At 55.3% G+C, this 13449-nt stretch carries 17 protein-coding genes; 10 read left to right on the forward strand and 7 right to left on the reverse strand.

The genetic code is table 11. The annotated features are described in order from the left end of the window. Positions 1 to 115: 115 nt before the first annotated feature. Positions 116 to 1009, forward strand: coding sequence for an oxidoreductase (locus SIK97_RS23130; RefSeq protein WP_047723792.1), 894 nt, complete (start codon positions 116 to 118; stop codon positions 1007 to 1009). Between the two features lie 36 nt (positions 1010 to 1045). On the opposite strand, the gene SIK97_RS23135 is transcribed toward SIK97_RS23130, so the two are convergent. From SIK97_RS23135 to SIK97_RS23150, 4 genes are all read right to left on the reverse strand, one after another. Beyond that, positions 1046 to 1294: a hypothetical protein gene (locus SIK97_RS23135; RefSeq protein ID WP_004120166.1), complete on the reverse strand. Its 249-nt coding sequence runs from the start codon at positions 1292 to 1294 to the stop codon at positions 1046 to 1048. A gap of 377 nt (positions 1295 to 1671) precedes the next feature. After that, complete coding sequence (locus SIK97_RS23140) at positions 1672 to 2151, reverse strand: Hcp family type VI secretion system effector (protein ID WP_014229423.1); 480 nt, start codon at positions 2149 to 2151, stop codon at positions 1672 to 1674. Positions 2152 to 2211: 60 nt separating this feature from the next. Beyond that, positions 2212 to 2382: a hypothetical protein gene (locus tag SIK97_RS23145; RefSeq protein ID WP_305955821.1), complete on the reverse strand. Its 171-nt coding sequence runs from the start codon at positions 2380 to 2382 to the stop codon at positions 2212 to 2214. Positions 2383 to 2384: 2 nt separating this feature from the next. Then, the gene (locus SIK97_RS23150) at positions 2385 to 3077 is read right to left on the reverse strand and encodes a hypothetical protein (protein ID WP_057173816.1); all 693 of its coding nucleotides are present in this window, start codon (positions 3075 to 3077) and stop codon (positions 2385 to 2387) included. Positions 3078 to 3518: 441 nt separating this feature from the next. On the opposite strand from SIK97_RS23150, the gene SIK97_RS23155 reads away from it, so the two are divergent. The 7 genes from SIK97_RS23155 to SIK97_RS23185 are packed head-to-tail and all read left to right on the forward strand — an operon-like array spanning position 3519 to position 8823. After that, the gene (locus SIK97_RS23155; protein WP_004851020.1) at positions 3519 to 4490 is read left to right on the forward strand and encodes a phosphotriesterase; all 972 of its coding nucleotides are present in this window, start codon (positions 3519 to 3521) and stop codon (positions 4488 to 4490) included. A 9-nt stretch (positions 4491 to 4499) separates the two neighbouring features. Next, on the forward strand, positions 4500 to 5240 hold the full coding sequence (locus tag SIK97_RS23160) for a creatininase family protein (protein WP_047723795.1): 741 nt from the start codon (positions 4500 to 4502) through the stop codon (positions 5238 to 5240). After that, positions 5233 to 5676, forward strand: coding sequence for a PTS sugar transporter subunit IIA (locus tag SIK97_RS23165; protein ID WP_014229418.1), 444 nt, complete (start codon positions 5233 to 5235; stop codon positions 5674 to 5676). Before SIK97_RS23160 ends, SIK97_RS23165 begins: the two co-directional genes overlap by 8 nt. 25 nt (positions 5677 to 5701) lie before the next feature. After that, complete coding sequence (locus SIK97_RS23170) at positions 5702 to 5989, forward strand: PTS sugar transporter subunit IIB (RefSeq protein ID WP_004851015.1); 288 nt, start codon at positions 5702 to 5704, stop codon at positions 5987 to 5989. Continuing rightward, positions 5986 to 7296 carry a PTS ascorbate transporter subunit IIC gene (locus tag SIK97_RS23175; protein WP_057173817.1) on the forward strand — a complete coding sequence of 437 codons (1311 nt, stop codon included), beginning with the start codon at positions 5986 to 5988 and terminating at the stop codon, positions 7294 to 7296. Before SIK97_RS23170 ends, SIK97_RS23175 begins: the two co-directional genes overlap by 4 nt. Before the next feature lie 16 nt (positions 7297 to 7312). Then, positions 7313 to 8053: a sugar isomerase domain-containing protein gene (locus tag SIK97_RS23180; protein ID WP_057173818.1), complete on the forward strand. Its 741-nt coding sequence runs from the start codon at positions 7313 to 7315 to the stop codon at positions 8051 to 8053. A 14-nt stretch (positions 8054 to 8067) separates the two neighbouring features. After that, positions 8068 to 8823: a GntR family transcriptional regulator gene (locus SIK97_RS23185; RefSeq protein ID WP_047723797.1), complete on the forward strand. Its 756-nt coding sequence runs from the start codon at positions 8068 to 8070 to the stop codon at positions 8821 to 8823. Here SIK97_RS23185 and SIK97_RS23190 read toward each other — a convergent pair. Next, the gene (locus tag SIK97_RS23190; RefSeq protein WP_032694962.1) at positions 8820 to 8945 is read right to left on the reverse strand and encodes a helix-turn-helix domain-containing protein; all 126 of its coding nucleotides are present in this window, start codon (positions 8943 to 8945) and stop codon (positions 8820 to 8822) included. The two genes, SIK97_RS23185 and SIK97_RS23190, sit on opposite strands and share 4 nt — an antisense overlap. 195 nt (positions 8946 to 9140) lie before the next feature. After that, positions 9141 to 10196, reverse strand: coding sequence for an SDR family oxidoreductase (locus tag SIK97_RS23195; RefSeq protein ID WP_025106295.1), 1056 nt, complete (start codon positions 10194 to 10196; stop codon positions 9141 to 9143). A gap of 97 nt (positions 10197 to 10293) precedes the next feature. Here SIK97_RS23195 and SIK97_RS23200 point away from each other — a divergent pair, with 97 nt between their 5' ends. Together SIK97_RS23200 and SIK97_RS23205 are read left to right on the forward strand one after the other, a co-directional pair. Continuing rightward, on the forward strand, positions 10294 to 11181 hold the full coding sequence (locus SIK97_RS23200) for a LysR family transcriptional regulator (RefSeq protein WP_057173819.1): 888 nt from the start codon (positions 10294 to 10296) through the stop codon (positions 11179 to 11181). A gap of 71 nt (positions 11182 to 11252) precedes the next feature. Further along, a complete protein-coding gene (locus SIK97_RS23205) occupies positions 11253 to 11921 on the forward strand; it encodes a class I SAM-dependent methyltransferase (protein WP_047723799.1) in 669 nt (222 codons plus the stop codon). Between the two features lie 131 nt (positions 11922 to 12052). On the opposite strand, the gene SIK97_RS23210 is transcribed toward SIK97_RS23205, so the two are convergent. Continuing rightward, positions 12053 to 13360 (reverse strand): serine hydrolase domain-containing protein, encoded by a 1308-nt coding sequence (locus SIK97_RS23210; protein WP_057173820.1) that lies wholly within the window; start codon positions 13358 to 13360, stop codon positions 12053 to 12055. Positions 13361 to 13449: the final 89 nt, after the last annotated feature.

The raw sequence follows: 13449 nt of genomic DNA on the forward strand, positions 1-13449 counted from the left end.
ACGCTGACACACACATTCAGATTACCCATATGAATAAAATGGTAATGCGAACGAAGTCGCGTTTATGTTACGTACCAATGAAATCTCAGGGGCCGGAAGCGGCCTGGAGGCATAGATGACAGTTGAAGAACCCACCGTTGCGCTGATCGGTCCGGGCGCAATTGGTACCACCATCGCCGCGGCGCTGCACGAGGTTGGCCGTACGCCTCTGGTATGCGGCCGCCGCGCGCACCCGCAGCTGTCGCTGCGTTTTGATGGCGGAAAAATTGTGGTGCCGGGACCTGTCTTGACGGAGCCGGCATCGGTCGCCGCGCCGTACGACCTGGTATTTGTGGCGGTAAAAGCGACACAAATTGCGGCTATTGCTCCGTGGCTGCAAGCGCTGTGTCACGATCGAACGGTAGTCTGCGTGCTCCAAAACGGCGTTGAACAAAAAACGCTGTTCGCGCCGTACGTGGCGGAAGCTACCGTGCTGCCATCGGTCGTCTGGTTCCCCGCCCAGCGTGAACCTGAAGCGTCGGTCTGGCTGCGGGCGAAACCGCGCCTGACGCTGCCGGATGTTGAGGGGGCCGAGCGGGTGCGGCACGCGCTACGGGACACGCGCTGTGAAGTGGATATCAGTGCGGATTTTCTCTCCGTTGCGTGGCGCAAACTGCTGCAGAATGCGGTCGCCGGTCTGATGGTGCTGACGGGGAGGCGGGCAGGGATGTTTGCCCGCGACGATATTACGGCGCTTGCTTTAGCCTATTTGCAGGAGGGGCTGACGGTGGCGCGCGCCGCAGGCGCCAGCCTGGGCGACGGCGTGCCGCAGGAAATTCTCGCCGGTTTTCACCGTGCGCCTCCGGATTTAAGCACTTCAATACTGACGGATCGCGAGGCCGGGCTGCCGCTGGAGTGGGATATTCGCAACGGGGTCGTTCAGCGATATGGCCGTATTCACCATATCCCCACGCCGTTAAGCGATGTTATTGTGCCGCTGCTGGCCGCCGCCAGCGACGGGCCGGGCTAAAGGCGCGGGACGCCGGCGTGAAAACGTTCCCCGGGATCAGATTGATTCCGCCAGCCGGTCGACAACCACTTTGCCGCTATTATCAAACTGGGTGATGCGGTAATTCACGCAATAGGAACGGCGGGTGGTAAATTGATTGAATAACGCCACCCGGCCTTTTTTATCACCATTTTTATTCACAATAATCCATTCGGTGACGTCCGTTGAATTCGCTTTACCGCTGCTGGCGTCCTGTTGTTCGACCAGACGATCCTCTTTTTCTACCTTCAAAAAATCACGTAACATTTATTTATCTCCGCTCATCATTGTTTTTAACAATACTCTCTTTATCGATTCATTCAATTAAACATTTTAATCAATGATGTTGATTATTAGTCTGAGATTAAACGTACTGAGATCTTCTGTAACGTGTTGTTTATAAAAAATAAAATTATTCACCTCCTTGGTGGGGAAAGCGATTTTTCCATGAGCAGCGGTATTCTCTTTGAAAAATTACTATGTGACAACGTCACTTTTATGCTGAACATTCTCCCCCGGTTGGAGCGCTAAGGTAGAGCATTGCCACGGTGTTGCTGCTAAATTATCCACCAGATTTCCCGCCGGCGGTTGATGTCCTCGTGAGGCTCACAGGAAGCCTTGACCTCCTGTGAAACCCTTTGTCATCACGCACAGCAACGATCGTTCCAGCTATCACGATAGATAATATTTCCTTCCGTATACTTCCAGGTGATCGCCTCATAACGCAATTCGAGCGTTTCAAGATGAGTACTACTTATACCGTTTGGAGAGAGGTACGGTGCAACCGTTGTAAACTTGACGTTTTCCAGAATGATATTGAAATATTCGGCTTCAATACCTGATTCGAGAATACGATACATTTTGATTGTCGCCGTCTTCATGGTTCGGCCTTCGCAGACTGCGCGATACAGAAGCGGTGTTGTCTGATCAAATTCTTTTACTATCGTGATAGGGCGGTGAACGCGGGTACCCGTAAGTTTTCCCCAACTGGGATCTACCGGAATAGTGATACCGTGGGAGAAGGATTTTAACTCGATAGATCCCATTCGTAGCGGCATTAAACAGCTACCCATAATTGGAGAACCATTTTCGTCCTCAAGCCATAAATGTGCGGGTGTAGACATACTATTTCCTTATATATTCAGGAGGGTAATAATTTTCAGGAATTACCATGTTACGTATCGTTAAAAAATAAAAATCACAAATAAGAAAAAAACGGGGATAAGCCAGGCAGGACTCTCCGGAAACCATAGACCTTGAATTAAAGCAAATACTATTGTTAGCGCGGCGGGGCCATAATACGACACCAGGGATCTAAATATTCGCCTGAGCAATCTTTTAATCAAATCCATCATAATTATTGGATCATCCTCCTGATGATATCTGCAATTTCATCATCCGATACCCATTGTGCTTTAAACGTCTCGGCGCGTTCAAACAAAGGTTCTATCAGAAAATACATCATTTCCAGCTCTTTCGCGTATAGCGCTGAGTAGTAAGCAGGATAAGTCATGTGAAGACGATGTGCACTATTAACCGCTTTCTGGACAACGCCGTATATGGCAATAGCGCCTACAATCCCACCTGCTTTTTGCCCTGCCAGTGCGCTGAACTCAAGACTGAGTCTTGTGCCTACTGCGACAAATGATGCTGTTGCTAAAGCAAATCCCGCGCTTGTCAGTGAACTGGCGGCAATATGGATATTAACCGCCATAAGCTTTTTTTTAATGTATTCCAATTGATCGTTGGTTTTAAATTTGAATATTTGTTCAAAATATATTTTTAGCAAGTCATACACGAGATTACCATGTCGCAACAAATAAATAACACCTTGTTTAAATCGAAGGTCTTCGTTTTTTTGTTGCTGGCATACATCCTGATACTCATCAGTAAAGCAGGAGGTATAATACAGCATACGCATCGCGCCTGCGCCTATGCTTTCAATCTGATTTGATACCGCTTTTTCGACGCCCGTTAAGGCACGGTCGAGTTTTAACGCAAGAATTTTATTCGTCTGTAAATAACTGATCACTTCATTCCTGTAGAACATCACTGCTCCTTGATCGTGTTCATTAAATCCCGTTTTTGAATTTTATCCAGCGAAAGCTTCCGATGGTTAAAGGGAAAATAATTCAGTCCCATCCTGTTTGTCCGTGAAGTCACTGGCATAACCTTTAGGTAGTGTTTTATTACGGGAACGTTCGGGAGCATGAAAGGTATTTTTACCATTCCCTTTATAGCAGCCAGCGTCAGCCGTAATTTTCACCGAAGTATGAAAAGCTTTATACCGTCCCCGTCACGATCCTCTTACAGATATAATTTCTGTTTCCTGGAAGTCAGTCGCGTAGTGCGCTCTTATCGCGTTTTAAATATCTACCGAGCTCACAGATAGAAATTTTATATGACGGATGCGAACTTGATCACTTGACTGGTCAAGTGGGGCGCGCCTATGTTGAAAGCACCTTCTTATCCGTTCCGGGGAGCAAGAAACATGGGCATCATTCGAACGTTAAACGGGGATATTTCCGCTAATCAGCTGGGCGTCACCTACAGCCACGACCATATCTACTGTATTCCGCCCTATTGGGCCGAGCGTCAGGATGACGATCTGTTACTCGACGATCCGCAGGCTTCAGAGCGTGAATTAAGCGACTTCCGCCGGGCGGGCGGTAACGCCATCTACGACGCCACCGCGCCGGATTATGGTCGTCAGGCCGCAGCCGTCGCCGCCATGGCGCAGCGCCAGCAGCTGCACATTATCGCCACTGCGGGTTTTAACAAAGGCTTTCTGTGGAGCAGCAAGCGGCCGGGCTCCGCGCAGACTTTCGCCGAGTGGATTGCACATTCAGACGTTGATGAACTGGTTGAACATGTCTGTCGCGAGGTCACTGAGGGGATAGAGGGCACCGAACATCGGGCCGGCGTGGTGAAATGCGGTACCGGCTATAACGCCATTTCCCCTCTGGAACAAAAAACCATGGAGGTTATCGTTCGCGCCCAGCAGCGCACCGGGGCGCCGATGCACAGCCATACGGAAATGGGGACGATGGGACTCGAGCAGGCGCAGCTCTTTAAAAAATGGGGGCTGGATCTCTCCCGCTTATGTTTTGCTCATATGGATCGTAACCCCGATCCCTGGCTGCACCGTCAGATCGCCAACACCGGGGCGTTTCTCTCTTTCGACGGTATCAGCCGCATCAAATATCATCCCGAGCACATCCGTACCCAGGCCATCCTGGCGCTCTGCCAGCGCGGTTATCAAAAGCAGATCTTAATCGGCGGCGATTTTGCCCGTAAATCCATGAGCGCGCATTACGGCAAAGGGGGGCTGGGGCTGAAATTTATCCTTAGCGACTGGCGGCCAAGATTCATTGACGAGGCCCGGGAAGCCGGGTTTGACGGCGAAGCGCTGCTGCATGATTTCTTCGTCGACAACCCGGCGCGTTACCTCGCTTTTGCCTGAGGAGATGTTATGAAGCTGCATCGTTTAAACGAAAGCGAGGCCCGGCGGGCGTTACAAAAGGCGCGGATCGCCTTATTGCCGCTCGGCGCCGTCGAGCCGCACGGCGACCACCTGCCGCTGGATACCGATAACCTGCTGGCCGAGCGGTTTTGCGCGCTGCTTGACGAGCAGCTGGGCGAGTGCGCCCTGAGCCTGCCGGTCGTTTCCTACAGCCAGGTCTGGTCCCTGCGCGGCCACGCGGGCGCGATTGATATCGGTCATGAACGGCTGACGTCGCTGCTGGTGTCGCTGGCGGAAAACATGGCCAGCTACGGTATCACCACCACGGCGGTGATTAACGCGCATTACGGCAATTTTGATGCGATGAAAGCGGCCTCCCGGCAGCTAAAAGAGCAGGGTATTACCTTGCTTAGCTATAGCTGGGCGGGGATGGATGAGGAGGTAAAACGACGGCAAACCACCGCGGTGGCTTACCCCGGCTATATGCATGCTGATGAGGTCGAAACCTCGCTGATGCTGGCGCTGGCGCCGGAGTTCGTCACCATGACCAACGCCCGCGCGCACTATCCGGCTTTCCCGAACAATTTTCGCTATCAGCCGATACCCTGGACCGAGTTTTCTGACTATGCGGTGCTGGGCGATCCAACTGCCGCCAGCGAAGAGAAAGGGCGCGCGTTCGTCCAGCGGGCGCTGGCGACCACGCTTGCCTCTATCCGTCATCACCTAACCCAAGGAGCCTCCGATGATTGAGCGTCAGGCGATACGTGTAGACTGCCCGGCCGCTACCCCTGAGGAGGCCATCCGCGAGGCGGGGAACGCGCTGTGCCGTGCGGGAGCCTGTAGCCCGCAATACGTCCAGGCAATGGTCGATAGCTACCGCGAGCTGGGCCCCTATTTTGTCATTGCCCCCGGGCTGGCGCTGCCGCATGCCCGCCCGGAGCAGGGGGCGATGAAAGCGCAGATCAGCGCGGTCAGGCTGCGTGAACCGCTGGCGTTTGGTCATGCGGAAAACGACCCGGTGCAGGTGGTGCTGGGGCTTTCGGCAACCAGCAGCGATGCGCATATCCACCTTATCCAGCATATCGTGACCGTACTCAGCGATGAAAATAACCTGCATACCCTGATGCATTCGAACGATCCAGAACAACTTTATCGGCTGTTAGCCAGCGGCTCGCAGCGTTTGTAGCGTGATGAACACGGAGTGAATAGCGATGAAAATTCTGACAGTCTGTGGTTTAGGTATGGGCTCCAGCCTGATTTTAAAAATGAACGTTGAGGCGGTGTTAAAACAGCACGGGATTCAGGCCTCCGTGGAACATATGGATGTCTCTTCCGCCGCTTCGGCCAACGCCGATGTGGTGATAACCAACGCGGAGCTGGTGGACAACCTTAAGCATCTGTCCTGTCCGGTGGTGGTGGTGAACAACTATATCGATAACGCCGAAATCACCGCGGCGCTGACCCAGGCGAAAATTCTGCCCGCAGGAGAGCCGTCATGAGCGAGTTTCTTGGCGTGCTGCGCTGGATCACCATCAATATATTTGGTGAAGCGTCGATCTTAATTGGCCTGATTGTGCTGCTGGGGCTAGTGCTGCAAAAGAAATCGCTGGCGGACATTGTGTCCGGCACCCTGAAAGGCATTCTGGGCTTTCTGATCATCGGCGCGGGGGCCGGGATTATCGTCTCCGCGCTGCTGATATTTCAGCCGATCTGGACCGAAGTTTTCGGTCTCAGCTCCATGAACCTGACCAATATTATCGGCCAGGCGCGCTTCAGCGAACGCTACGGCAGCAGCGTGACCATCGCCATTGCCGGCGGATTCGCCATCAATTTGCTGCTGGCCCGGCTGACGCGCTTTAAATACATCTACCTGACAGGACATATGATGTTCTGGACGACGATGATCTTTGCCGGGGTGATGGTGAACACCGATCCCGCTATTTCAGCGGTGCAGCTGACGCTGATGCTAACGGTGATTATGGGGCTCTACTGGACCCTACAGCCCGCGCTGGTTCAGCCCTGGGTGCGAAAAATCACCGGCAACGACAACGTGGCGCTGGGGCATACTTCCGCCTCCGTCGCGCTGCTGGGGGCGATTTTTGGCCAGATTTTCGCCCGCAACAAAATCAGCTCCGAAGATATCAAAGTCCCTAAAAAGCTGGGTTTTCTGCGCGACTCCAACGTGGTGACGGCGTTGACCATGGCGCTGCTGTTCTTTATTGGCACCTTTATTCTGCAGATTAAAGGTACGCCGAAAGCGGCGGAGATCCTGGCGCAATCCGGCGACCTGAGCTTCTACATCTATGCCCTCAAACAATCGCTGATGTTTACCGGCGGCATTGCCGTCGTGCTGCTCGGCGTACGGATGTTTATTGGCGAAATGGTGCCGGCGTTTAACGGCATCGGATCGCGGCTGGTGCCCGGCGCAAAACCGGCGCTGGACTGCCCGATACTGTTTAACTTTGCGCCAAACGCGGTGGTGCTGGGGTTTGTCGGCGCTTTCGTCGGCTCGCTGCTGTGGCTGACCCTGATCGGCCGCTATACCGGCTACGTTTTTATTCCCAGCATGATTGTGATTTTCTTTCACGCCGGTACGGCGGGGGTCTTCGGCAATATTACCGGAGGCTATAAAGGCGCTCTGCTGGCGGGGTTTATCACCTCGACCGTGGTCGCCTGGGGGCAGTATTTCTGCGTCACCGGCTTTATCGACAATACGATCCCGGATACCGCGCTATGGGCAGGCGACAGCGATATGTTTGTCCTCGCGCCAGTCATTCATCTTTTGACCCGCCTGCTGGCGTTCTGATATCGGGAGGAAGTCTATGAGTCAGGCCCTGAAACAGTACTACAGTCAGATCCGCCAGAAGCTGGCTTTTCTTGAGCAGCGCCCCGATGAACTCACCCGGGCGGCGGAAATCATGTCCCACAGCATTATGGGGCAGCGCAACATCTTCGTCTTTGGCGCCAGCCACGCCGGGATTCTGGCGGAGGAGATGAGCTATCGCGCGGGCGGTCTGGCCATCATCAATCCGCTTTTTACCCCTGCGCTAATGCTTAACGTCAGGCCGTTAACCCTCACCAGCGCGGTGGAAAATGTGGAAAACCTCGGCCGGGTACTGGTGGAGCAGTCGCCGCTAAGGGCTGAAGATACGCTGCTGATCCACTCGGTTTCCGGGCGGAATGCCATTACCATTGACGTCGCGCTGGCGGCGAAAGCCTGCGGCGCAACGGTTATCGCGATTACCAGCCTGGCGACGGCGGCGCGCGTCACGTCGCGCCACTCCAGCGGCAAGCTGCTGGTGGATGTGGCCGATATCACCATTGATAACCACTGCGAATATGGCGATGCGGCGGTGAGCCTGCCGGGGATGGCGCAGAAAGCCGCGCCGCTCTCCACCATCATGGGCGCGACTATCGCCAACAGCCTGGTATTACGTATTTGCGAAATCATGCTGGAAAATGCGCGCACGCCGCCCATTCTCGCCAGCGCAAACATAGACGGTAATCAGGAGATAAATCAGGATATACTTAGCGCTTACAGGAGCCAGATACACTACCTCTGAGTTGGAGCACAAGTATGTTTGAGTCGGATGGACTCCCTCTCTATTTAAGGATAAAAGACGTTATCCTGCAGCGGATCCTCTCTTTTACCTATGACGATAAACTCCCGGGCGAACTGCTGCTCGCCGGGGAGTTTAAGGTCGCGCGCGGTACCATTAAACAGGCGATAGATTCGCTGGCCAGTATTGGCATGGTGTACCGCGAACAGGGTAAAGGGACGTTTATTAACCGCGATGCGCTGCAGAAATACTACACCGACCTCCCGGACGTACTGACCACCTTTGCTCCGCCGGGGGAGATAGCCGTGGAAGTTCTGTCGCTGATTTCGACCATGGCCGACCGCCAGGTGGCGGAGCAAATGGGGCTGGATTTAGGCTGCCAGCTGATGCGTCTGGAGCGGCTGTTAGTGCAGGGCGACCGGCCGGTTGGCCATGTGCTGACCTGGCTTAATGGCCGTATCTATAACGATCTGAGCCACGTGGACGGCAGCCGATCGCTGTATAAGCAGCTGCGGGAAACGTTCGGCTACTCGCCGGCCAACGCCACGGAACGCTATACGCCGGTGAGCTGCGATAGCCGCACGGCGGGATTGCTCAATATTGAACCCGGCCAGGCTCTGTTTCGCATTGAGCGCGTCGCCCGCGATCTGGATGATGTGGTGCTTGAATACAGCGTCACGCATACCCTTGACGCCAGCCTGTCGCTGCAAATCGCCACCAGCCAGAGCAGCATGAGCCAGCAGTGGGCCTGCACGATCGAGAAAGGGCGTTAATCCGCCTCCCAGGCGAGAATATCGCCTGGCTGGCACTCCAGCGCCTGGCAGATTTTTGCCAGCGTATCGAAGCGGATACCTTTCTGTACTCTGAAATCATCAGAAGCATAAGGATGCTGCAATTTGGAGTAATATCATCCACTACGTTTTGTATTTATACGCAGAAAATGGTTGGTAAATCATGATGCCGGGAGAACCCGGCTTTTTTACGTCCTGGAATAATCATTACCCCGGATACCAGAGCGCGCGAGGAAGAGGCGAAAAACTGAATCGTGGGTTGCTCGCGCGACGCCGGCTGACGGTTAAAGCATGCTGTTTCAGGGGATAATCCGCGCGGCTCTCAGCTGAGCGAACAGGCGGAAAAACATGTCGTCGGTGGCCTGCATTTCAGTGAAGCCCGCCCGGCGCAGTTTGCTGCCATCGCCAAACATGTCGTAGTTCCAGCCAAAGACGAAATCAGCAAATTTACCGTCGCTGAGCCTTAAGATGTCCGCTTCCACCAGACTCTGCCCGGCCAGTTCGCGCCAGTGCGAGCGGTAATCCACAAACAGCTGGTTAAATGACAGTCTGACCGGCGGGGCGGATGCCAGTTCAAACCAGCTCGCGATGCGCGGCCACAGCTCGCACCAGCGCCAGATGTCGCCGTTATTGACGTTGAACGCCTGGTTTTGCGCCGTTGGCGAGGTCGCGGCCCAGAGCGTGGCATCAGCCAGCAACCCGGCGTCCGTGTGATCGACAATGCTGTGCCAGGTTTTTTCCGAACCGGGGAAACGCAGCGGTAGATCCTGCGCTTTACATAGCGAAGCATAGATCGCGATGCTGAGTGCGAGATTCATGGCGTTGCCGGGCACCGTACTGCCGACCACGCCCGGCCTGATCGCGTTCCAGCGCCACGTTTTTCCGCGCTGGAAATGGCTGAGCCAGGTGAGCTGAGCGGCGTTAAATTCGGCCCCGGGTACGCCGGGATCGCTTTCACGCGCCGGGGTTTTGAACGGACCAAGATGCGCGCCGTACACTTTGTATCCCTGCATCAGGCTTACCGTCCGTAGCGGTGCGGTTTGCTCGATGTTGCTGACCAGGTTGCGCAGCATGGTGACGTTCGGTTCAACCATTTCCGCCCAGTTCCCGGCGTTGGCCCATGCGCTGTAAAAAATGTGGGTGACGCCGTTGAGCGAATGCAGTTTTTGCGCGCTGTGCTGCGCATCCAGTAAATCGACGTGAATGAAGGGAATGTTTTCCGGGTGGGACGATGCATGGCGGCTGAGGCCGATAACCTCCCAGCGATTGCGTAACAGCGTTTTCACCAGTTCTCTGCCAATAATGCCGCTGGCGCCGGCGACCAGGGCGATTTTGGGTTGCGGTATCTTATTCACGTTGCTTCTCCAGGGTGGGTGACAGAGGCAGTGTGGTATATTATTTTTTTCACGCATATCCCGTAAAACTGATGGCACTTATAAGCAGAATCATTAAATGAATAATAAGCTCAACGCCATTGCCACCTTCCTGCGCGTGGTAGAAGCGGGATCCTTTTCAGCGGCAGCCCGCCAGTGCGGAATGAAACAATCCGCCGTCAGTCAGCAGATCGCGGCGCTTGAGGAGGAGCTTGGGGTGGTGTTGCTGCACCGAACCACGCGTGCGATGGCGCTGACCGAGCAGGGAGAGATTTACCGGCGCGATATGCAGCTTTTGCTGGAAGCGATGTATGAAGCGGAAAGGCGCTTACAGCCAACCGATCGCCAGTGGCAAGGCCGGGTGCACGTGCAGCTGCCGAGCGGCCTGGGGCAGCTCTTTTTGCCGCATCTGCTGGCGCTGCAGAAAATGCACCCCGAGCTGCGTCTGACGCTTTCTCTTGATGACCGCATTGCCGATCTGGTTGCTGAAGGAGTGGATGTCGCGCTGCGGTTGAGCAGTGAACCGCCGCCGGGGAGTGCGGCGCGCGTGCTGGCGCGTATTGAAACTGCGCTCTTTGCCGCCCCCGGTTTTAAAACGGTGCATGCCGTCAGCGAGCTGGCCGCCCACCCGCACGTGCGGTTCAGCGGCATCGCGCAGGACGCGCCGCTGCGGCTGGTCTCGGGTGATAAAACGGTTGATATGAAAGTCAATACCGTGTTTCGGGCTAACACCAGCGAAGCGCTGCTGCAGGCGTTAGAGTCCGGCATCGGTATCGGCGGCATGCAGTTACCCCTTGCGGCCCACGCTTTGCAGTCCGGCAGGCTGGTACCGGTATTACCCGCCTGGCGATTACCCGATCGCGTTCTCTATGCGGTCTATCCTGACGCCCGCTTTATCCCACCGCGGGTAAGAAGTATTATCGACGTGATTGAACAATTGCTGCCTGAGATGACGGAGCGTGTCTGACGGTTGGTTTTTCTCCTGCCTCTACCGCGCGTAAAGTGACGAGCGTTGCTGCTGACAAAGGCGTCTTAATTATGAACCGCTATGAAAAAGAGTATCGGCAGTTGCTGGCAAATGGCGCTATCGCCTGGGCTGGCGAAGGTTATTCCCGGGCCAAAGAACAGCAGGAGCGCGTTTTTAGCTGGCTTCACTTACAGCACTATTTCCCCCAACCCGGCGCGCCTGTCCTTGAACTGGGGTGCGGGAATGGCGCGATGGCCGCGCAGTATTTTGCGGAACGAGGCTATTCGGTGTGGGGGATAGATTGGTCCGAAACCGCGATCCGATGGGCACAAAATCGTTTTCAGCAAGCGGGTCTCCCGGCAAATTTTTTTGTCGGAGATGTCCGCCATATTCATCAGTGTCAGGATGCGACGTTTGAGCTCATTGTTGATGGCAGCTGTGTGCATTGCCTGATTGACGATGGCCGCCACCTCTGCTTTGCCGAAGTCAGAAGATTACTGAAACCCGGAGGACGACTGGTGATCGGCTCCATGTGCGGAACCCCGCGTCATCCCGAGGATATTCTCGCGTACGATCCTATTCGCCATCATTTACTTAAAGAGGGCAAACCCTGGCGTACGTTGCGACCGCTCCAGGCCCTGCTGGACGAGATTCGGGCGGAGCAATTTACGGTTCTTGAGGTGAATATTAATGAGAACGCATGGTGGGATCATGCCACCGTGGTATGTAGAGTCGATTAACCTTCACGCCTCCCGTCCGCTCTGGCCTGGAGCGGACGGGGAGCTTATGGGTAAACGTGAACGTTCTGCCGCCGGCGACGGTGCCAGGCCCCTGATTCAGGCGCTCAGTACCGACGGGATCCAGACCGGCGTTAATGCAGTGCCTTCGCTATCGCGCTAAACATCAGCGAGGCTTCCAGCGGTTGGGCGCTGAAGGCGGGCTCAGCCTGCGGCCAGGTCGACCACTGGACGATGACCAGATTTTCCGCCTGATTAACCATTATCATCTGACCAAAAATGCCCAGCGCCCACAGCGAATGTTGAAGGGATGCCTGGGGAGCAGGTTCAACATTGGCCGCATTGGCCGGCACTTCATTGTTCCACCACTGGTAGCCGTAAATACCGTGTGGATGCGCCGCGGACACCGAGCCTGCCGCCCGAGTCCAGCGTGATGACTCGGCAACCCAGTTTTCCGGCAAGATCTGCTCGCCGTTCGGCAGCAGGCCGTTATGCAGAATGAACTCACCGAAGCGCCCCCAATCCTCTAACGTGGCGTTAAAGCCGTGCGCGCCCACATCGTGCTCACCTTTTGTGTAGGCATGCCACACGCCGTCGCTCGCCATACCGTAGGGTTGCCAGATACTTTTTTCCAGATATGCCGCCAGCGTCATGCCGGTGGCGCGTTCCAGCACATCCCCCAGCAGCCATGCGCCGCCGGAGGAGTAAGACCAGTTCTCGCCGGCAGGATGCGCGCGGCGCAGGCCGGACACCAACTGACGTACGCAGTCATAGGCGCCGGGTCTGGCTTCACACTCGGTAAGCCGGGCGAAGTCCGATTGCGGATTAGTGTAGTCCTCATTCCACGCCACCCCGGAGGTGTGGCTAATCAGCTGCTTCAGGGTCACACCGTCCCAGGCGGTGCCTTTCAGGTCGGGTTCATACTGGGTGATGAGATCGTCGAGCGAGTGAATTTTGCCCTGTTTAATCGCCACGCCCACCAGGGTGGCAACCACGGATTTGCCCACCGAGCGCGATGTCCAGAGAGTGGTGTCGGTATTGCCTTCTGCCAGATATTTCCAGGCCACTTTGCCATTTTTCAGCACCAGCATGCCGCTGATGTTCTGGCGCCGCAGGTAATCCTGCAGATTCCAGGTTTGGCCGTTCACCCGATAGCTTGCGTCGGTTAAGCGTTTCGCCGCGGCCTGCAACGGCACGGCATTACCGTGATGAAACACATCGCCAGCGTAATTGCGGTAGTCGTTACGAAAGCCGATTACCCGGTCGGTCTGGCTCCAGGTGAGCATGTTGTGGGGATCCGGAAGCGGCGCATCAAAGGGGGCGGGACAGATGCTGAGTTCGGTGCCGGTACAGGCGGCCTGCGCGGCGGGCGCCAGCAGGACGCTGCAGAGACTGATAACAACGCCAGACAGCAGGCCAGGGTTAAACACTTTGCTTTTCATATTTTTACTCGTTCAGCTCAGGAAGGTGTTCAGCTTAAAAAAACGCGGCCTATAATAAAAAACGCATCATGGGGGAAAATCCCCCACAA

This window comes from Klebsiella sp. JN_Kp126, from assembly GCF_033843325.1.
Lineage (GTDB): Bacteria > Pseudomonadota > Gammaproteobacteria > Enterobacterales > Enterobacteriaceae > Klebsiella > Klebsiella michiganensis.